19 protein-coding genes are annotated in these 21,412 nt (G+C 27.4%); 18 read left to right on the top strand and 1 reads right to left on the bottom strand.

What is annotated here, in order from left to right; translation table 4 throughout:
• Nucleotides 1-43 precede the first annotated feature (43 nt).
• Nucleotides 44-637 carry a hypothetical protein gene (locus MCORR_RS00390; RefSeq protein WP_104207676.1) on the top strand — a complete coding sequence of 198 codons (594 nt, stop codon included), beginning with the start codon at nucleotides 44-46 and terminating at the stop codon, nucleotides 635-637.
• Between the two features lie 26 nt (nucleotides 638-663).
• Here the strand turns inward: MCORR_RS00390 and rpmB are convergent, their stop codons facing one another.
• Complete coding sequence (rpmB, locus tag MCORR_RS00385; RefSeq protein WP_104206097.1) at nucleotides 664-864, bottom strand: 50S ribosomal protein L28; 201 nt, start codon at nucleotides 862-864, stop codon at nucleotides 664-666.
• Nucleotides 865-1,009: 145 nt separating this feature from the next.
• Between rpmB and MCORR_RS00380 the strand changes: the two genes are divergently transcribed.
• From MCORR_RS00380 to MCORR_RS00300, 17 genes are all read left to right on the top strand, one after another.
• Complete coding sequence (locus MCORR_RS00380) at nucleotides 1,010-1,321, top strand: Asp23/Gls24 family envelope stress response protein (protein WP_104206098.1); 312 nt, start codon at nucleotides 1,010-1,012, stop codon at nucleotides 1,319-1,321.
• Nucleotides 1,322-1,347: 26 nt separating this feature from the next.
• Nucleotides 1,348-2,994 carry a DAK2 domain-containing protein gene (locus MCORR_RS00375; RefSeq protein ID WP_104207675.1) on the top strand — a complete coding sequence of 549 codons (1,647 nt, stop codon included), beginning with the start codon at nucleotides 1,348-1,350 and terminating at the stop codon, nucleotides 2,992-2,994.
• Between the two features lie 61 nt (nucleotides 2,995-3,055).
• Nucleotides 3,056-4,057, top strand: a complete 1,002-nt coding sequence (gene plsX, locus MCORR_RS00370; protein WP_104207674.1) for a phosphate acyltransferase PlsX — start codon at nucleotides 3,056-3,058, stop codon at nucleotides 4,055-4,057.
• Nucleotides 4,057-4,755 carry a ribonuclease III gene (gene rnc / locus MCORR_RS00365; protein ID WP_104207673.1) on the top strand — a complete coding sequence of 233 codons (699 nt, stop codon included), beginning with the start codon at nucleotides 4,057-4,059 and terminating at the stop codon, nucleotides 4,753-4,755. The genes plsX and rnc overlap by 1 nt, the downstream gene beginning before the upstream one ends.
• Before the next feature lie 27 nt (nucleotides 4,756-4,782).
• Nucleotides 4,783-7,761 (top strand): AAA family ATPase, encoded by a 2,979-nt coding sequence (locus MCORR_RS00360; protein WP_104207672.1) that lies wholly within the window; start codon nucleotides 4,783-4,785, stop codon nucleotides 7,759-7,761.
• A 195-nt stretch (nucleotides 7,762-7,956) separates the two neighbouring features.
• Nucleotides 7,957-9,063: a phosphate ABC transporter substrate-binding protein gene (ptsS, locus tag MCORR_RS00355; protein WP_104207671.1), complete on the top strand. Its 1,107-nt coding sequence runs from the start codon at nucleotides 7,957-7,959 to the stop codon at nucleotides 9,061-9,063.
• A gap of 10 nt (nucleotides 9,064-9,073) precedes the next feature.
• Nucleotides 9,074-11,200: a phosphate ABC transporter permease PstA gene (gene pstA, locus MCORR_RS00350; RefSeq protein WP_104207670.1), complete on the top strand. Its 2,127-nt coding sequence runs from the start codon at nucleotides 9,074-9,076 to the stop codon at nucleotides 11,198-11,200.
• A gap of 1 nt (nucleotide 11,201) precedes the next feature.
• Nucleotides 11,202-12,014, top strand: a complete 813-nt coding sequence (pstB, locus tag MCORR_RS00345; protein ID WP_104207669.1) for a phosphate ABC transporter ATP-binding protein PstB — start codon at nucleotides 11,202-11,204, stop codon at nucleotides 12,012-12,014.
• A 1-nt stretch (nucleotide 12,015) separates the two neighbouring features.
• Entirely contained in the window at nucleotides 12,016-12,717 is a 702-nt protein-coding gene (phoU, locus tag MCORR_RS00340; RefSeq protein WP_104208003.1) for a phosphate signaling complex protein PhoU, read from the top strand.
• 61 nt (nucleotides 12,718-12,778) lie between these two features.
• Entirely contained in the window at nucleotides 12,779-14,047 is a 1,269-nt protein-coding gene (gene ftsY, locus MCORR_RS00335; protein WP_104207668.1) for a signal recognition particle-docking protein FtsY, read from the top strand.
• Nucleotides 14,037-14,357 carry a YlxM family DNA-binding protein gene (gene ylxM / locus MCORR_RS00330; RefSeq protein ID WP_245851757.1) on the top strand — a complete coding sequence of 107 codons (321 nt, stop codon included), beginning with the start codon at nucleotides 14,037-14,039 and terminating at the stop codon, nucleotides 14,355-14,357. Before ftsY ends, ylxM begins: the two co-directional genes overlap by 11 nt.
• On the top strand, nucleotides 14,357-15,121 hold the full coding sequence (locus MCORR_RS00325) for a TIGR00282 family metallophosphoesterase (protein WP_104207666.1): 765 nt from the start codon (nucleotides 14,357-14,359) through the stop codon (nucleotides 15,119-15,121). Before ylxM ends, MCORR_RS00325 begins: the two co-directional genes overlap by 1 nt.
• An 81-nt stretch (nucleotides 15,122-15,202) precedes the next feature.
• Nucleotides 15,203-16,336: a methionine adenosyltransferase gene (metK, locus tag MCORR_RS00320; RefSeq protein ID WP_104207665.1), complete on the top strand. Its 1,134-nt coding sequence runs from the start codon at nucleotides 15,203-15,205 to the stop codon at nucleotides 16,334-16,336.
• 91 nt (nucleotides 16,337-16,427) lie between these two features.
• Nucleotides 16,428-18,329 carry a M13 family metallopeptidase gene (locus tag MCORR_RS00315; RefSeq protein WP_104207664.1) on the top strand — a complete coding sequence of 634 codons (1,902 nt, stop codon included), beginning with the start codon at nucleotides 16,428-16,430 and terminating at the stop codon, nucleotides 18,327-18,329.
• 73 nt (nucleotides 18,330-18,402) lie between these two features.
• On the top strand, nucleotides 18,403-19,719 hold the full coding sequence (trmFO, locus tag MCORR_RS00310; protein WP_104207663.1) for a methylenetetrahydrofolate--tRNA-(uracil(54)-C(5))-methyltransferase (FADH(2)-oxidizing) TrmFO: 1,317 nt from the start codon (nucleotides 18,403-18,405) through the stop codon (nucleotides 19,717-19,719).
• A 1-nt stretch (nucleotide 19,720) separates the two neighbouring features.
• A complete protein-coding gene (locus tag MCORR_RS00305; protein ID WP_104207662.1) occupies nucleotides 19,721-20,371 on the top strand; it encodes a uracil-DNA glycosylase in 651 nt (216 codons plus the stop codon).
• Nucleotides 20,372-20,400: 29 nt separating this feature from the next.
• Entirely contained in the window at nucleotides 20,401-21,381 is a 981-nt protein-coding gene (locus MCORR_RS00300; protein ID WP_104207661.1) for a 3'-5' exoribonuclease YhaM family protein, read from the top strand.
• Nucleotides 21,382-21,412: the final 31 nt, after the last annotated feature.

Genomic DNA, 21,412 nt, shown 5'->3' with positions numbered 1-21,412 from the left:
ATTATAATACTTTTTTGATAAAATTATATTAAAGGAGCAAAATATGAATAAAAATTTTTTATTGTTACATTTATTTAATTATATTGCGCTTATTTGCTGATGTTTTTTGTTAATAATTTTGCTAATAGTTGTAAAAAGTCCATATATATACTCACTAATAATTTTTATTATTTTATCATTAATCTCGTTTGTTGTTTTTTATTCAATTGATTATAAAAAAAAGAACTTTAACTTTATAACTTTGATTTTATTTGCAAATTCTTTAAATTTAATTGGTTTGTGAATATCATTTATTTTGATAAAAAAAACTTCATTAGGTTTAAAAGAAAATAACGATCATTTAAAGGCTTCTTGAGAATTGAAAAAAATTGATCTATCAACAAACGAAAAAATGACAAAAGAACTAAGAGAATTATATGACGACTATTCTTTGTATGTTTATAAAAAAGTTAAAAATAGTTCTACTTATGAAACTAATACACATAAGATTTATGAAAAAGCTGAAAAAGCTTTATTAGATAATATATTCATAAATGATTACTTAAAAACTAATAGATTATACTCAATTGAACAAATAAAACAAGCATCAAAAAAAGAGCTGAAAATAGCTTTAAAACAAGTTTGAAAAAAAACTTAATAAAAAAACATCGAGAAGATGTTTTTTTATTCAACGATTAAGTTTTGTTTTTTTAATGTTCTTAATGTTCTGGCTGAAACTTTAATTGTAAATAATTGACCATTTTCATCCATAACTTTAACTTTTTGTAAATTTAAATTTCATTTTCTTTTAGTTGCATTTAAGGCGTGTGATCTAGAATTTCCAGATAAAGGACCTTTTCCTGTTAACATATCTTTTCTTGCCATTGTATTCACCCCTGCTCTTTTTGTAAATAGATATACTAAAAAATGATACTAAAAAATAAACCAAAAAACAACAATTATTAACATTTTATTAAATTTCTTAATTCATTTTTGGTAAAATATATAAAGCGAAAGTTAGGTGATGTTCATGAATAGCATAGATGAATCTGTTATGAAAGTAATAAAAGATGCTATAGTTACTGTTCCTGGAGTAGTATCATTTTCTAACTTTAATGCAGATAGCAGAGATGAACTACCAACTAGTGAAATTGAAAAAGCTATTGAATTTACAAATACAGATAATATAAATCGATTTAGAATACATGTGATTATTTTGTCTGGCGTTAATATTAGGGATGTTTTAAAAGAAATTCAAATTAGAGTAAAATACGAATTAGAAAAAATGTCTAAATTCACAGTTAAATATATGGCTGATATCGTTGTTGACGATTTAGCATAAAACATAAAGAGACAGAGAGAGAAAAAATGAAGAATTTAACAATATTAATAGACTCAATTACAAGTGCGGTTAATAATTTATATAACAACTACCCTTACATCGATAAATTAAATGTATTCCCTGTACCTGATGGTGACACTGGGACTAATATGAACTTAACAACAACAAATGCTTATAAAGATGTTAAAGACATTGATTTTAAAAGTGTTGGAGATTTTTTAAATTCATTTTCAAGAGGTTTAATTATGGGGGCCAGAGGTAACTCTGGTGTAATATTTTCTCAAATAATTAAGGGTTTAGCAAAAGGGATGCAAAGTTCAACAGAACTTTCCACACATGAATGAAAAAAAGGTTTTGCTGAAGCTAAAAATATTGCTTATAAAGCAGTTATGAAACCAGTTGAAGGAACAATACTAACTGTTATAAGAGAAATCGCAGATCAAATTCAATCAGTAGATGACTCTGTTGATTTAAAAGCTTTATGAAAAAAAATTATAACAATAGGTAATGAAGCTTTGGAAAATACCCCAAATTTATTGCAAGCATTAAAAGATGTCGGAGTTGTTGATTCTGGAGCTTATGGTTTAATGAAATTTTTTGAAGGAATGAATTCAGTATTTCAAAAAAATGAAATTATTTCAAAAACTGATAAACTTGAGTTAAATGAAGGTGGAAATATCGAAATGGATATTGAGACTGAATTTGGTTATTGTACTGAGGGTATTGTAATGCTTAATGAAAATTGGATTTCTAAATTAGAAGTTAGTGCAATTAGAGATCAGCTTCAAATTTATGGAAACACATCAATAGTTGTAGTTATTGATGAAGACATTTTAAAAGTTCATACACATGCTTTAAGTCCAGGTCAAATATTAATGTTTTTACAACAGTATGGTGATTTTAAAACTATTAAAGTTGAAAACATGAATTTGCAAGCTGATAAACAAGTTAAATCTTCTGATGATAAACAATGAGAAGAAAAAACAACTGTAGTTTCAGAAAGAAAATTAGTAAATGAAGTTGCAACAATCGCTGTTGTACCATCAGAAGAAATAAAAAAGTATTTTGAAAAAGAATTGGGAATTGACATTGCTATTAATGGTGGTTCAAAAATGAATCCTTCAACAAACGACTTTTTAAAAGCCATTGAAGAAGTAGATGCTAAAACCGTTTTCTTAATGCCTAATAATGGAAATGTTCTACTGACTGCTAAACAAGCAGAAAAAGAAGAGTTAAAGTCTAAAGTTGTTGTTGTTCCAACAAAAACAATTCAGCAAGGTATGGTTTCGTCAATATCATTTGATCCTTCTAATACAGTTGTAAAAATAACAAAAGCCTTAACTGCTGCAATTAAAAACGTTATATCATTTCAAATTTCTCAAGCTGCAAAAGATTCAGTTGTTAACGGAATAACTGTCAAAAAAGACCAACAAATGGCAATTGTAGATGGTAAAATTGTTGGGACAACTTCTGAAATCTCATCAGTTTTTGAAAAACACTTATCAAGATATATAACTTCTAAAACAGAAATGATAACTATTTTTGTAGGTCAGGATGCTTCTTCAAAAAATGTTAGTCAATTAAGAAAATTTTTAGATGAAAATTGTGATGTTGAATACGAAATCATCGAGGGTGGTCAAAAAGTTTATAGTTTTATAATTGCTATAGAATAATTAAAACACCTATTTTAAGATAGGTGTTTTATATTTATAAAATAAAGTAAAGGGAAAAAATATGTATAAAATAGGTTATGATGTCATGGGAAGTGACAATGGTGTTGAAGTTGCTATTCAAGCAGCAAGTGAATTTATAAAAACTAGAAAAGAACTTTTTTTAGTTTTTGTTGGAAATGAAGAAGAAATAAAAACAGCGCTAACAAAGTATAAAATAGATTCAAATAGATTTTCTATATATCCTACCACAGAATTTATTGATATGCATGGTTCAATAATGGATATTAGAAGAAAAAGAAATTCGTCGATGGTTAAAGTTTTGGAATTACTTAAAGCAAAGGAAATTGATGCAATGATTACAGCTGGAAACTCTGCAGCCTTTATAGCTGGTTCTCATTTCATTTTAGGTGAAATTGAAGGTATAAAAAGAGCTGGATTTATGCCCACTATTCCAACTGCAATAAAAAATAAAGTTACTTTATTATTAGATGTTGGCGCTAATATGGAATGTGATGAAGAAGATTTATTAGGTTTTGCTAAAATGGCAACTGTTTATTCTCAAGAAGTGTTAAAAGTTTCAAACCCTCAAACAACATTACTTAATATTGGTGTCGAAGAAACAAAAGGTACTTTGCTTCAAAAAGAAGCATTTAAAGCTTTATCATCTGATCCTTTTATCAACTTTTTAGGAAACATGGAAGCAAGAGAAATCCTTTCAGGTCAAGTTGATATTATTATAACAGATGGTTATACAGGAAATATGGCCCTAAAATCATTAGAAGGCTCTTCTAAAATATTGATGAACGAAATAAAAAAAGAGTTAACCTCGTCTTTTATTAAAAAAATCAAGGCTTTAACTTTAAAAAAATCTTTTAAAGCTGTTAGCGAAAAATTTGATTATAAAAATCATTCAGGAGCATTATTGATAGGTGTTGATGGTATAGCTTTCAAAAGTCATGGTTCAAGTGATGTGAAATCTTGAAAAGCAACTTTAAGAATGACTTGTGATGCTGTTGAAAATGATGTTTTAAATAAAATAAAAAGAAAAGCTGGTAATTTTTAATGAAAAATTTTTTTAAAAATTTTGGAATTATAATTAATAATGAAGAGTTATTTATAACAGCTTTAACGCACAATTCTTATTCTAATGAAAAACATTTGAATTACACATATCAAAGATTAGAATTTCTTGGAGACGCAGTACTACAATTGTATGTTTCAAAATATTTATATTTAAATTTAAAACAGTTTAAAGAAGGAAAATTGACTAAAACTAGATCTGACTTAGTTAGGCAAGAAACACTCGCTGAAATTTCAAAAAAAATTGGATTAGGTAGAATGATTCGATTAGGGCAAGGTGAATTAAAATCTAAAGGTTATGAAAAATCCTCTATTTTAGCTGACGTATTTGAATCAGTAACAGCTGCAATCTTTTTAGACCAGTCAGAAGAAGTATTAGAAAAATGACTTTATGACACAATGATTGAGTTTTTAAAAAATAATAATATTGACTCTATGACTCATGATTATAAATCTGAGCTACAAGAAATAATTCAAGCAGAAATAAGAAGCGATTTAGAATATAAAATAGAATCTAGTAAAGCAATTGAGCAAGATAATAAAATTGAATACACAGTTAGTGTTAATCTTGACGGGATTAGATATGGTATAGGTAAAGGCTTTTCTAAACAAGAAGCCTCACAGAATGCTGCAAAAGACTGTTTGTTAAAATTGATTAAAACAAGTAAAAATAAATTATAATTAAAAAAGAATTAAAAAGGAGTATTAATGTTATTTTTAAAACAAATAAGAGCTACTGGTTTTAAATCGTTTGCAGATACAACTATTTTAAATTTCACAAAAGAAATGATAGGTGTTGTTGGACCTAATGGGTCAGGTAAGTCAAACATTACTGATTCAATTAGATGAGCTCTTGGTGAGCAATCTAATAAGTCTTTGCGTGGTTCAAATATGGACGATATTGTATTTTCTGGTAGTGTTGGTCGACCAGCTGCTGAATATGCAGAAGTAACTTTGGTTTTTGATAACCAAAGAGATATTTTTTCAACTCTTTCAACAGACATAGTTGAAATAACAAGAAAATTCTCTAAAAAAAATAGAGAAAGTGAATTTTATATTAATGGTGTTAAATGTAAACTAAGAGATATACAAGATATTGCATTAGAAACTGGTTTGACAAAATCATCAATAGCAATTATTTCTCAAGGAACAATTTCTAGATTTGCAGAAGCAAAACCTGATGTAAGAAGAGAAATTTTTGATGAAGCAGCTGGAGTTGCTAAATATAAGAAAAGGAAATTAGAAACTCAAAGAAAACTTGAAAAAGCTAGTGACAATCTTTTGAGAATAAAAGATATATCTGATGAAATAGGGCGTAGACTTCCAACTTTAAAAAAGAAAGCTGAAAAAGCTGAAAAATATAAACACTTAGCTGAAGAATTGCAAAACATTGAGCTTGCTGTTTTAGCCAAAGACGCTTTAACTTATGAAGTTGAACTTGAAAAATTAAGAACTGCAAAAAGAAGTTTAGAAATTAAAACGGAAAAATTGGCTAATGAAATTAATTTATCTCAAGATGAATTAGACGTTATGCTGTCAAAATCTTCATCAACTGATATTGAAATAAATGAACTTAATAGTTCATTCCAAAAGATTGTTGAAAGAGTAGCTAGTCTTAAAACACAAAAACAAAAAGTTGATTCAAAAGAGTCAGAAAAACATTCTGAAGCAAATATTGATGAAATTAAAGCAATTAATCTTAAAAAAGAATATGATGAAAAAACTATTTCATTACATAGTGAAAAGGATTTGGTTGCTTCTTTTGAAGCGCAAGAAAAAGAAGCTAAAAGAGAATATGATCAAATCAGTGATTCTTTTGAAAGAATACATTTAAAAAGACAAGAAATTGAGTCTGAAAAAAACAGATTGCAATTTAAACTTGATGACATCAATCAAAGAGCAAGAACTTCAAGTATTTCTGCAAGTTCTGGTGCTAAAAACATTATTGAAAACAAAAACAGACTTTCTGGTGTTGTTGGAACTGTTGAATCTTTAATTAGTGTAAAAGAAGAATATCATGTAGCTTTTAGTTTAATTACAGGTAATCATTTACAATCTGTTGTTTTTAAAACTGATGAAGATGCTAAAAAAGCAATTGAGTTTTTAAAAAGAAACAATTTTGGAAGAGTTAATGCATTGCCAGTTAGCACTTTAAATCCATCTTCAATAGCTGAAGCACAAAAACAAGTTATTAAAAAAGCCCCTGGTTTTATTGGTTTTGCTAATGAACTTATTGAAATTAAAGAAAACTGTCAAGTTGTTTTAGATTATATTTATGGTACAGCTATTGTTACTAAAACTTTTGATGATGCTGTTAGACTTGGAAGAAGCATAAATTATAGATACGGGATTGTTTCATTAGATGGTCAGCGAGTTATGCCTAGAGGTGCTATGAGCGGTGGTTCAGTAAGCAAGGCTACAAATATATTTGCTGCTAGAAGAGTAGATGAATCAATTAACCCTGAAACAATAGCTAAAAACATTCAAACTTTAAATAATTTATATGAAGATTATCAAAAAGAGTTTAATGCGTTAAGAGAATCAAGAGAAAAATCTTCTGTGAAGATTCAAGAAATAATGTCTAACATTAAGGTTTCAAAGTTTTCAATAACTAGTTTAGAGTCTAATTTAGAAGTTCTATCAGAAAATTACAAAATTCTTACAGGTAAAGAATTATATGGTGATAAAAATGTATCCTTTTCAAATGAATCTGAATCAATTAGAATATCGAGAGAAATTGCAAAACTTGAGTCGCAAAGAAATGAAATTTCAGTTAAATTAAATATCCTTTCAAATTCGCGCACTCAAAATTCTGATCGTCAACATGAAATTAACAAAGATAACAAAGAAAAACGTAATACTTTAAATGAATGAAAAGATACCTTAGCATCAGTAAAATCAGATTTAAATATGATGGAAAATACTAACATTATGATATTACAGAAGTTATCAGAAAAGTATAATTTAAATTTGGATGCTGTAAGACAAATGAGTTTTGATGTAATTGAAAATGTTGAGCAAACTCGAGCTAGAATTTTAGAATTATCAATGGAATTAAAAGAAATTGGAGATGTTTCAATAGATTCAATTGAAGAATATAAAGGTGAACAAGAACGTTTTGACTATTATGATGTTCAACTAAAAGATATACAAGAAGCTATTGAAAAACTTGAAAGTATTATCGCTGATATTGATATAGAAATGAAAACACAATTTAAAAAAATTGTTGATGATGTTAATGCTGCATTACCAGAAGCATTTAAAAAACTATTTAATGGGGGAACTGCAACTTTAATTTACACTGATCCTGATAATATTTTAGAAACAGGTATAGATATTGATGTTCAGCCACCAGGAAAGATAATTCAAAATATAAATTTATTGTCTGGTGGCGAAAAATCACTTGTTGCTTTATCAGTCTTATTTTCAATTTTAAAAGTAAGACCTTTACCATTAGTTATTCTTGATGAAGTTGAAGCTCCACTTGATGTTGCTAATGTTACAAGATTTGCTAAATATGTGCGTGAATTTGTGGATGTAACTCAATTTATCATTGTTACTCACCGTGAAGGTACAATGGAAAACTGCGATATATTGTTTGGTGTTACAATGCAAACTAAAGGTATTACAAAAATTGTTAACCTTGATTTGAAATGAGACGTAATTAAAAAATTATTAAAAAATTAATAAAAGTAAAAATAGCTTTTTAAAGTTTATTTTTTACTTTTATTTTATTGCAAATGCTTTTTATTAAAAAGCACATTTTCTGTCTTTTTAAGTTCTTATCTTAAAAGATGTTATATTTATAAAATTTGATTAAATTGTTATATAATATTATTAATATTAAAGGCCGATTTTTAATTAAAATAAAAAAGGGGAATAATGAGTAAAAAACTTTTCTTAGTGCTTGTCATTATCATTGGCGCTGTTATTGGGCTATGGACATGAACTTTAGCTGTTCCAACTAACTCTATTAGTATTGGTGGTAGTGCAAGTGTACAACCGTTATTAAAAAAATTTACTAATGAGTACAAAACAGAAGATAAGAAATATTTTGTATACTCAGCAACTGGAAGTGGGGCTGGTATAACAAATGTGAAAGCTGATGTTTATGAAACAGGGTTTATATCAAAAAGTATTAATCCAGCAGATTGAGAAGTTCAACCTGTAAGTGAAAATGTTAATTTTTTTAAAGACGGGGCTGAAAAATGGACTAATGATAATCAACATTCTTATAGTGAGTTTATAAAAAAAGATGAAACTATTCAAAATGGAACATATAGAAGCATTGAGCTAGCAAAAGATTCATTTGTTTTTGTTTATAATGACAAAGGGACAGGGTTTGATAAATTTTTAGATAATACTGGTATAGAATTTAGCTTTGGCATTACTGATGAAAATACTATTGATGAGCAAGGCATTGAAATTCTTAAAAACATATACCAAAATAATGATACAAAAGAACTTTGAACATGAAAACAACTGGCAAAATATTTAGCATCTAAAAATCCAACCAAACTAAACTCACAAGCAGAAGCTGAAAAAGTTTCTAACAAAAAAATTATTCCTTACACGTCTACAAGTGGTTCTGGAACAAGAAGTTCTTTTAGTAACTTAACAGGCGGAATAAATCCTGGTCAAGCAGCAAAAGAATATAATTCCAATGGTGCAATATATGGGCAATTAATTCATTCACCTGGTTCTATAGGTTTTGTATCTATGTTATATGGTCAAAACTTAACTAAAGATGTTAAAGCAGTAAGTGTTAAAAAAGGTGAAGACACTTGAAATTTAAACAAGAATGAAGAAAAAAATAAAGAAGGTTATCCATTAACTAGACCTTTTATTGCAATAATAAAAGTTGATAAATCCAATAAAAATTTTTGAAGGGCACTAGATTTTATATTTTGAATGTGTGCTAGTGAAAATTCTCTTAAACATTACCAAGATGCTGGACTTCAAAAAACAATAAAAACTAAATCTTCATAGAAAGAAATTTATGACAATAAAAAATATGAAAGAAAACAATAATTTTAAAATTAAAAATTTAAAAGTTAAAGAATTTTTTCTTTCTAAGTTTTTTAAATACTTTATTTATTGTTTAACATCAATAGTTTTGATTGGTTTTGTTTCAACACTAATATTTATTATTGTTCAATCAGTGCCTTTATTTAAAAGTGAAAATTTTAACTTATGAAAATTTTTATCAGGAACAAATTGAGTGCCTGGAAAAGACGGAAAAGGTAGTTATGAAATTGGCATGATTGCACTGATGACTTTATCTCTTTTAGGAATAACAATGTTATTCGCTGTTCCTTTAACTATCTTTACAACACTTTTTATAAGTGAATATCTTTCTGAAAAAATGCAAAAAAGAGTTATGGGCATTGTTAAATTACTTGCTAGTGTACCATCTGTTATTTTTGGACTTTTTGCAAGAGATCAAATAGGTAGTTTATTTCAATTAATGGGTGCTCCTAATAATGATAACTTACTAGTAGCTGCTGTAACAATGACATTTATGGCAGCACCAACAATGATCTCTTTAAGTTATAATGCAATTAAGACAGTTCCAGAAGGCTATCGACTTGGTAGTTTAGCTTTGGGTATATCAAAAGAAAAAACAACGTTTAGAATTATTAGAAAATCAGCAACTCCACAAATAATAACAGCTGTTATTTTAGGTATGGCAAGAGTTATTGGTGAAACTATGGCAATCATGATGATTGCTGGTAATTCAACTCATGGTTTAATCGTAGATGGAGGAGTAAGTGGTTTCTTATTTTCATCGATTAGAACACTTGCTGCAACAATTGGTTTAGAAATGACAGAGAATAGCGGTGCTACTCATAAATCAGCATTGTTTGCTATTGGTTTAATATTGTTTATTATTGTGTTTTTAATAAATTTGGTTATTTTAATAGTGTCTAATGCTGAAAGTTGAAAGAAAACTTGAAGTCAAAGAAAATCAAATATTGAGTTCAATGATTATGATTTAAATGCAAAAGTTAAAAAACGTAAAATAACATATGATTCTAGAATGATGAAAATGATGATTTCATCTAAATCAGAAAATAAATTTTCTAAGAAAAGTTATTCAGCTTTAATGCTCATTCTTATGTGAATATCAACTGCTATAGTTATTTCATTTACATTTTGAATTTTAGGCGATGTAACTATAAGAGGATTAATAGGATTAAGATCACCTCAATTATTTATGAGTATTGATGGTGGAGATGGTATATTGGCTGCACTATTAACAACATTGATTTTGGTATTAGGTGTTCTTATATTTGCTATTCCCTTAGCGCTTGCGGGCTCAATTTATCTTTCTGAGTATGCAAATAAAAAAGCTTTCTCAACAAAAGTATTCAGATTCTTAATTAACTTATTAGCATCTACACCTTCAATTGTATTTGGAATTATTGGTCTAACGATATTTATTGTTTTTTTAGGACTGCCGTTTAGTATTTTAGCAGCATCTCTTACAATGACTTTGGTTGTAATGCCTATGTTAATATCAAATTTTGAAACTTCAATAAATGATGTTCCTACACAATTAAGAGAAGCTGCAATTGGCTTAGGAATGGGGAGAACAAAAGTTTTATTTAAAGTCATATTGCCAAATGCTATTGAGGGTATTGTTACAGGAGCAATTTTAGCTATGGCTAAAATTATAGGAGAATCAGCTCCTATATATTTAACTTTGGGGACTGATATTCAATTACCAACAGAAGGTTTTTTATCTCAGGGAACTACACTAACTACAAGTATTTATATGATAGTTGCAGAAGGTATTCCTAGCGAATCACAAGATACTCTTTATTTACTAGCATTAATTACAATATCATTTATTATAGTTTTAAATTTTACAGCTGGTAATATCTCATCTTTATTGGTACAAAAATCCAAAAAACTAAAGCTTAATTTTAAAGATAAAAAAGTTATGCTTAAAAATGCGACTAAACCATCATTTAAATATAGATTTATGCTATTTGAAAAACAAATAAAATTACAACGAAATACTTTTATAGGATTTTTTAGATATGCTCCGAATAATATAATTAATTGATTTAAAAGAAACCACAAGTATAGACAAATTAAAAAAGGAAAGAAGGTAGAATAGTATGGCTACTCAATTAAATAACACATCAATTGTTGAAGCAAAACAACAAAAGCTCGCAGAAGTTATTGAGATAAAAGATTTTAATTTCTTTTACTCAAAACACAAACAAGCTTTATTTGATATAAATTTAAAAATTAAAGAAAAAACTATAACAGCTTTTATTGGTCCATCTGGTTGTGGTAAATCAACTTTATTAAGATCTATTAATAGAATGAATGATTTATTTAATGGGGTAAGTGGCAAAGGTGAAATTAATGTTTTTGGTCAAAATATATATTCGAATAATATTGATATATCAAAACTAAGAACTGAAGTTGGTATGGTTTTTCAAAAACCTAATCCATTTCCTTTATCTATTTATGAAAATGTAATTTATGGTCCAAAATCACAGGGAGTTAGAGCTAAAAAAGTACTAGATCAATTATGTGAAGATTCTTTAAGAAAAGCTGCACTTTGAGAAGAAGTTAAAGATAAACTAAACGATTCAGCAACAGGATTGTCTGGTGGTCAACAGCAAAGGTTATGTATTGCAAGAGCAATTGCAATGAAACCAAAAATATTGCTAATGGATGAACCAACATCAGCTCTTGACCCAATAGCAACTCTAAAAATAGAAGATTTAATAGTTGAACTTAAAAAAGAATATACTATTGTCTTGGTTACTCACTCATTGCAACAAGCTACACGCATCAGTGATAGAACAGCATATTTTTTAAAAGGAGAATTAATAGAGTACAATAGAACTAGAAGATTGTTTACAAATCCAAAAGATCCAAGAACAGAAGATTACATTTCAGGAAGGTATGGTGATTAATATGCCAACAAATAAAATTTTAGATAAAGATATGTTGCAAATAAAAGACATGCTTGAAAAAATGATAAATGAAACGAAAATTCAATATGCAGAAACTTTTGAAATTTTAAATTTTGGTGATGAATCAAAAGCTATGATGATAGTTGAGCATGACAAAATTATTAACAATATGCTTAATGAGTTTACTTCAACAGCTTTATGAAAAATAGCAAAACAGCAATTAGTAGCAAAAGATTTAAGAATGGCAGTCGGTGGAATTTTACTAGCTCGTGAAATTGAGATAATTGCAAACTATGCTAAAAAACTTTGTATTTTTTTCAATAAATATAAACCTTCTAAAGCACATGCAACTTCGATTATGACAATGTTTCAATTAGTTGTTGATATGTTAGACGCTTTTTCAGATTTTTTTATTAATTATAATTCTGACCAAGTTATAAAAGTTATGGAAATTGAAAAAAAAATTAATGAAGAATTTTCTGAGGCATACAAACATTTAATAACAGTACTAAAAAAAGCAAAAACTAAAGAAGAAACTAATGAGATATCAGCTGCAATTTTGCAGTTGAAAAATTTAGAGCGAGCAGGAGATCACTTATTGACTGTTCAAGAAATTGTTTCATTCATGCGTATTGGTAAGTTTGAAGAAACAAATGATTTATTTGAAAGTATGTTATTATTCACAAACTCGTCTATAAGTTAAAAAAGTCTTGGTATAAGACTTTTTTATTTGGTAAAATATTAAAAATAGACATGAGGCAATTATGAGTTTTTGAAGTAATTTAAAACAAAAAATAACTAAAAAGAAAAATGACCAATTTGAAAGTGATTTCAATAATAATAAAATTGAAAATGAAATAGTTAAAAAAAACTATGAGAAAGAAGCTAAAATTAAATTAGATTCCATTAATAAAGAAGTTCCAAAAGAAGTGATTCTTGGAGAAACTGCTGATGTTTTAAAAATTCCATCAACATTTATTAAACCAGAAATCGTGGTTAAAGAAAAAAGTGCTGATTTTAAACAAAAGCAAAAAGCAAAAAAACTAGCTAAAAAAATTGAACTTCAAAATCAAAAGAAAAAAGAAAAAACTCAAAAAGTAGAAAAAGCAATTGCTAATTCTTCATTATCATTTTCAAAAGATATTAAAAAACTATCTAAAAAGTATAAAAAAATGGATGATGATTTTTTTGAAGAATTAGAAGAAGTATTAATTAAAACTGATATGGGCATAAAAATGGTTTTAAAAATTTCTAATTCATTAAGAAAAAAAATTAAATCAACTACCTCTGAAGAAGTTTTTAAAGAGACTCTTGTTGAAGAAATCTACAACTTTTACAATGAGGGCAAAAAAATAAAACCTATTAATTTTGAAGACAATAGATTAAATGTATTTATGGTAATTGGAGTTAATGGAACTGGAAAAACCACATCATTATCTAAGATAGCTAATTTTTATGCTAAACAAGGCAAAAAAGTTTTAATTGCAGCTGCCGATACTTTCAGAGCTGGAGCTGTTGAACAATTAGAAGAATGAATCTCAACAAGATTAAATAATAAAGTTGATTTAATAAAAGGTTTGAAACAAAATCAAGACCCTGCATCAGTTGTATATGATGCATATGAAAAAGCAAAAAATGAAAAATATGATTTACTATTAATTGACACAGCAGGTAGATTGCAAAATAAAGTTAATCTAATGAAAGAATTAGAAAAAATGTATCAAATAATAAGACAAGAAGATAGAAAAGCTCCTCATGAGTTATTTTTAGTTATTGATGCAACAACTGGGCAAAACGGGGTTATTCAAGCAAAAGAGTTTGACGGTGTTGCTGAAGTCAGTGGAATAGTTTTAACTAAAATGGATGGTACAAGTAAAGGGGGTATAGCTTTAGCTATAAAAGATGAATTAGATATACCAGTTAAATTAGTTGGTATTGGTGAACAAGTTGACGACTTGGTCCAATTTGACGTTGATCAATATATATATGGTTTAACTGTAGGATTTATGGAAGACAATAATGATGAAAAATAGAGTAGAAAAAAATATTGAAATTTCAAAGCTATTTGATTGTTATAAAAATTTATTAACTGATAAACAAGTGGAGTATTTTGAACTATATTTTGCAGAAGATTTAAGTTTTCAAGAAATAGCTGATGAAAAGTCAATTTCAAAAACAGCTGTTCATGATGCCATTAATAAGATAATTAATATACTTAAAGATTTAGAATCAAAGTTAAAATTAAGTGAAAAAAAAGAAAAAATTAATTTACTTCTAAATCAATATGAATCTGATAATTCGAAAATAAATGAAATATTGCAAAAAATAAAGGAAATAAACTAATGAAAGTATTAATGATTGGTGATATATATGCCAAAGCAGGCAGAGATATTTTTCAAAAAGAAATAAACAATATTATTAAAGAGAGAAAAATAGATTTTGTAGTTGTTAATGGTGAGAATACAACACATGGTAAATCTATTTCTTATGATCATTATAATTTCTATAAAAATAATCAAGTAGATGTTATCACAAGCGGAAATCACATTTTTAAAAATAAAGAAGTTTTAGATTATATTACAAAACATGATGATCTCTTAAAGCCATTAAACATGTATCATACCCCAGGTAATGGTTATGTTATTGTTAATAAAAATGGAATTGATGTTTGCGTATTAAATTTAATGGGCAACAATTTTATGGAACCTTCAAATAATGTTTATGAAGCCATGGATGATTTTTTATCTCTTGAGTTAGAATATGATATTTTATTAGTTGACTTTCATGCAGAAACCACTGCTGAAAAAATTGCATTCGCATTAAATTATGATGGAATTATAACTGCTCTTGTTGGCACACACACACACGTAGCAACAGCAGATGAGAGAATATTGCCTAAAGGAACTGCTTTCATTACTGATATAGGGATGAGTGGTGTCATTAACTCAGTTATTGGTGTTGAACCAGAACAAGCAATTTACAAACAAAGAACTGGATTGATGGTAAAGTTTGAACCTGCAAAAGGCAAAGCTGAACTTAATGGTGTTGTTATTGACATTGATGATAAACTATTTAAAGCTCAGTCAATAAAAAGAATTAAAAAGTAAATGTTTTGTATCTGTTCATTTAACAGATACAAATCGTTTTTTTGTATAATATTTAAAGCAAAAAGAAAGGTAAAAGGAAAAATGAGAAATTTATTTACTAGTGAAAGTGTGTCTGAAGGGCATCCAGATAAAGTTTGTGATCAAATATCAGATGCTATTTTGGATGAGGTTTTAAAACAAGACCCTGTCGCTAAAGTTGCTTGTGAAGTTTTTGCAACAACAAATTATTTATTAATAGGTGGACAAATATCAACATCAGCAAAAGTCAATTATGAAGCTGTTGCAAGAAAGATACTTAAAAAAATTGGATATACCAATAATGATTATGGTATTAATGCTCAAACTTGTCAAATTGATATTAAAATTGAAGAGCAATCACCAGATATTGCTTTGGGAATTGAACTGGATGATAGTAATATTGGGGCTGGTGACCAAGGGATTATGTTTGGATATGCAACCAATGAATCTAAAACATATTTACCCTTAGCCATAACTTTATCACACGAATTAGTTTATCTTGCTTCAAAATTAAGAAAAGAAAAACTTTTTAAATGAGCTAGACCAGATATGAAGTCACAAGTTACTATAGACTATACTGATGTGCAAAATCCCAGAATTGAAACTGTTTTAATGTCAATTCAACATGATAATGATTTTAATGAAAAAGAATTTAAAAACTTTGTTAAAAAAAACATTATGGATGTAGTGGCAAATGAATTTAACTTAAATACAGATTTTAATGTTTTAATTAACCCCACAGGAAGATTTGTAATTGGTGGACCGCAAGGAGACACTGGGTTAACAGGCCGAAAAATAATTGTTGATACTTATGGTGGATATTCAAGACATGGTGGGGGTGCTTTTTCAGGAAAAGATGCAACTAAAGTAGATAGAAGTGCTGCTTATATGGCAAGATATGCTGCTAAAAATTTAGTTGCTGCTGGTTATGCTGATAAGTTGGAAATTCAAGTTTCATATGCAATAGGAAAACCTGAACCAGTTTCAATTTTTATTGAAACCTTTGGAACAGAACACACAGACATTGAAACCATAACAAAAGTGTTAAACCAAAATTTTGATTTTACAGTAGGTAAAATAATTAAAGAATTAGATTTAAGAAAACCAGTTTTCTTAAAAACATCAACTTATGGGCATTTTGGAAAAGATGATTTCAGATGAGAAAAATTAGATAAAGTAAATTTAATTAAACTATAAAATAAAGTGTGATATGTCACACTTTTTTATTTAAGATTGAATTAATCACTTAATTAGAATATAATCAATTAAACATAAAAAAGGAGTCTATATGAGTATTAAAGTAAGAGCACAAGATAATTTTTATGATCATATCAATAAAGAATGATTAGATAAAACAGAATTACCAGAAGGTTATGCTTCATGAGGTAGTTTTGAAATGTTAGATAAAAAGTCAAATGATGACATTAAAAACATTATTAAGAATTTACAAAAACAAAAAGATATTTCTAAAGAAAGCAAGTTTATTGTCAATCTATATGAAAATTATTTAAATGACAAAGCAAGAGCAAAAGATGGTATTAATCCAATTATTCCAATCATTAAAGAAATTGATCAGTTAAGTGACTTTAAGGACTTGACGAATTTAATGATTTCTTTGTATAAAAAATATCACATAAGTTTTTTTCATTCAAAAGGAATAACAGCTGATTTCAAAGATTCAAATTTAAGAGCTTTAGCAATTGAATCAATGAGTCTAGGTATGTCAAATAGAGAGTTCTATGAAAGAAGTAATCCAAGACATGAAGAAATTAAAGCTGCATATAAAGTTTTTGTTGAAGAACTAGCAAAAAGTTCTACTATTAAATTTGCTTCCAAAAATTTATTTGAATTAGTTTTTAATTTTGAAGATAAAATTGCTAAACATATGTTAAAACCAGAAGAATTTAGAGATCCATCAAGAATTTATAATATTATGACTATTAGTGAAATACAAAAGATTTGTGATTTTATTGATTGAAAAAATTATTTAAATGCTTTAAGTTATGATCAAGCAGCAAAAATAATTGTTGTTGAACCAAAATATCTAGAAGAAATTTCTAAACAAGTAAAAGCAACAAATATTGAAGATTTAAAAGATATTATGAAATTTGGAGTTATTGAAGACTATGCTTCAATTCTTTCTCCAGAATTATATGAGATTAATTTTAATTTTAGTTCAGTATTTAGTGGTGTTAAGAAAAAAAGACCTGTTGAAGAACGTGCGGTAAGATTTGTAAATGGTTCGCTTGGGGAATTATTATCAAAAGAATATATTAAGCACCATTTTTCAGAAAATGCAAAAAAAGACGTATTAAAAATGGTTAAAAACTTGTTTGAAAAATACATTATTAGAATTAACGCATTAGAATGAATGACACCAGAAACAAAAATTAAAGCAATTGAAAAAGTAAAATCATTTACTGTAAAAATTGGTTATCCTGATAAATGAGAAGATTATAGTGATATAGTTGTTGAAAGTTATACTAATAATTCTAGCTTGTTTGAAAACTTGTTAAGTTTAAAAAAACATAACTACAACAAAGAAATTAGAGACATAAATTTACCTGTAGACAAAGAAGAATGACATATGTTTGCGCAAACTGTTAATGCTTATTACAATCCATCGTCAAATGAAATTTGTTTTCCCGCTGGTATTTTACAAAAACCTTTTTATGATGAAAACCAATCACATGCAGCAAACCTTGGTGGAATTGGAGCTGTTATTGGCCATGAAGTTAGTCATGGTTTTGATGATGAAGGAAGTCAGTTTGATAAAGATGGTAATTTTAAAAATTGATGAACTGAAAAAGATCATAAAGAGTATTCAAAAAGAACTCAAGCAGTTGTTGATCAATATAATCAATATGAAATTGTTGATACAAAAGTTAACGGTAAATTAACTTGTGGTGAAAACATTGGTGACTTATCTGGTGTATCTGCAGCTCTTGATATTTGTAAAGAAGAAGCTAGTGATAGTTTGAAAGAGTTTTTTGAAAATTATGCTCTTGTTTGATGTAGAAAGTCAACTCCAGAACAAATGAATTTTAGAGTTTTAACCGACCCTCACTCACCTGAAATTTTCAGATGTAACGGTGTTTTAGTTAATATTGATGAATTTCACGATTTATATAAAACTAAACCTGGGGATAAAATGTATAAACCAAAAGAAGAAAGAGTCAAAGTTTGATAAAATTTATCTAATGCCCTTTATTATTAAGGACATTTTTTTATTTTAATTTATAATTTAAATTAAAGAGGAATACATGTTAAAAGAAGTAAACATTATTGGAGCTGGTCTTGCTGGTTGTGAAGCTGCATATACATTAGCTAACAATAATATAAAAGTAAATTTATTTGAAGTTAAAAAACTTAAAAAAAATCCAGTTCAAAAAACTGATTTTTTATCTGAGTTAGTTTGTTCTAACACATTAAGAAGTAAGTCATTAAAAAATGCCGCTGGTATTTTAAAAGCAGAAATGCAAGCACTAGGTTCAATTGTAATTGAGTCAGCATTAAAAAACACAGTTCCAGGTGATGACGCACTAAGTGTTGATAGAATTGGATTTAGTGAATATATAACTTCTAAAATTGAAAATCACCCTTTGATTCAAGTTATTTATGAAGAAGTAACAAAGATAGACTTTTCTAAAGTAACTATTATATGCACAGGTCCTTTAACAACAAGTGCAATGAATGCAGAAATAGAAAAATATTTAAATAAGGATAAATTATTCTTTTTAGACGCTTCATCACCAATAATTACAAAAGATTCAATTGATATGTCAAAAGTTTTTTGAGCTAATCGACATAATAAGGAATCAAAAGAACAAATTTGCATCCCTTTAAATGAAAAACAATTTCATGATTTTGCTGATGAATTAAAAAACGCAGAATTAGTTGAGTTGAAAAGTTTTGAAAAAGAAATATATTTTAAAGGTTGCCAACCAATTGAACGAATCGCTAAGATAAGTAAAAAAGTTTTATTGAATGGTCCAATGTCTTCAAACAATTTGGTTGATGAAAATGGCCTTCAACCCTTTGCAGTTGTCCAATTAAGACAAGACAATGCAATTGATACGTTATATAACTTTATTGGCTTTCAAACAAATATCACATGACCTGAACAAAAAAGAATATTGGCAAAACTGCCAGGACTTGAAAAATTAAATATTATAAGATATGGCGTTATGCATAAAAATTATTATCTTAATTCACCAAAAGTATTGAACAGTAATTTACAATTAAAAAATAATAAAAATATTTTTTTAGCAGGGCAATTAACTGGTGTTGAAGGCTATATAGAATCAGCAAGTAGTGGAATTCTTTGTGCACTAAATGTGATTGCGTATTTAGCAAATACAAAACTAAAATTACCTAACAGAAAAACGATGATAGGTGCTTTAAATTTTTATATTACTAATCCAAAACACAAACAATTAAAACCTATGAAATGTAATTTAGGGATTTTAGAACAAGAAAATAAAAATTCTAAACCAGAGTTTTATTCATACGAACAATCTCAAAAAAATATAAAATTATTTGTTGAAAAAAATAAACTTATATTTAAAGTGGGTAAATAAAATGTTGAAAGCATGAAAAATTTTTTTTGAAAAAACACAATTAGATATTAAAATAAACAAGATGATAGAACAAATTTTTTGTTCTGATAAAGTTGTTTATCCATCAAAAGAAAAAGTTTTAAGTTTATTTGATTTAATTGAACCAAAAGATATCAAAGTAGTGATTCTCGGGCAAGACCCTTATCATAATCCAAAACAAGCAAACGGAATTGCTTTTAGTGCTTCAAATGACGTTAAAACACCAAAATCTTTACTTAACATTTTTAAAGAATTAAAAGCAGATTTAAATATAGATCATTTTTATAATAACGATCTATCTGGTTGAGTGAAACAAGGTGTGCTCTTAATAAATACGAGTTGAACTGTTATTGAAAATCAACCAGCTAGTCATGCTAAATTAGGGTGAGAAGATATAGTAATAAAAATATTGAATGAGTTAAATATCATAAACCAAAACATTGTATATTGTTTATGAGGTAATTATGCAAAAAAAGTATATGAAATTTTAGATTATCAATTATCGTCCAAAATAACATCAGCTCATCCTTCACCTTTGAGCTATTCAAGAGGCTTTAAAGAATCAAAACCATTTTCTAAAATTAATGAAATATTGAAAGAATTAGGTGTAAAACCAATAGATTGAAGTAAATAATATAAAATATAAATTAAAGGAGCATTTTAATGAAAAAAATCAATGAAATAAACACATCTTTGTCACAAGTTTCATTTGTTGCTAGAATTGAAAAAGTATTATTTTCAACATCAACAAATGGTTCGACCTATATCATAATGCATTTATCAGATTCTAGTGGAAGGATTGAATGTAGAAAATGAACAGTTGCAGAAGAAGACAAAACTAATTTAGTTCCCAATGCATTTATTAGAATAGAAAATGCTGTTGTCAATGAATTTAGAGGCGTATTGCAACTTAAAATATCTGATTATCAAATAATTGATGCTTATCAATTACAACAACATGGAATTAGAGAAGAAGACTTTTTTATTAAAGCCCCACTAGATGTTGAAAAACAGTATAAAAATTTATTAGAAATTTTAAATGGTTTAGAAAATCAAACATACAAACAGTTAACAATTGGGTTAATTAAAAAATATGAAAAAGAATTTTTGGCTTATCCAGCAGCAATGACCATTCATCATAATGTAAAAGGAGGGTTATTTTGACATAGTTTCACACTAGTTCAAAATGCTTTAGCATTAAAGCCAAATTATGCTTATGCATCAATTGACTGAGAATTACTAATTTGTGGTGCAATACTGCATGATATTGGTAAAGTAATTGAAATAATTGATAGCTCTGGTGTTGATTATAGTTTAGAAGGTAAAATTCTTGGACATATTAGCATTGGTAATGCTGAGTTAAATAAACTAGCTGAAGAGTTAAATATATACAAAGATAATGAAGGAAACATTAATGAATCATTAACTTTATTACAACATATGATTTTAGCGAGCCATGGTAAAAAAGAATTTGGTTCTCCAACAGAGCCTGCAATTATCGAAGCAATTATGTTATCAATGTTTGACGACTTGGATGCTAAAGTTTTTAAGGTCAACGACGAACTTAATAAAGTTGAAGTGAAATCATGAACACAAAGAATACCTAGTGTTGATGGAAAAATGTTTTATAAACACAATAAGTAAAATTGTTGTACCTATTACAAAAGTAATAGAG

Source organism: Mesoplasma corruscae, assembly GCF_002930145.1.
Classification (GTDB): Bacteria; Bacillota_I; Bacilli_A; order Mycoplasmatales; family Mycoplasmataceae; genus Entomoplasma; species Entomoplasma ellychniae.
This window is presented reverse-complemented; position numbering and strand designations above follow the sequence as displayed.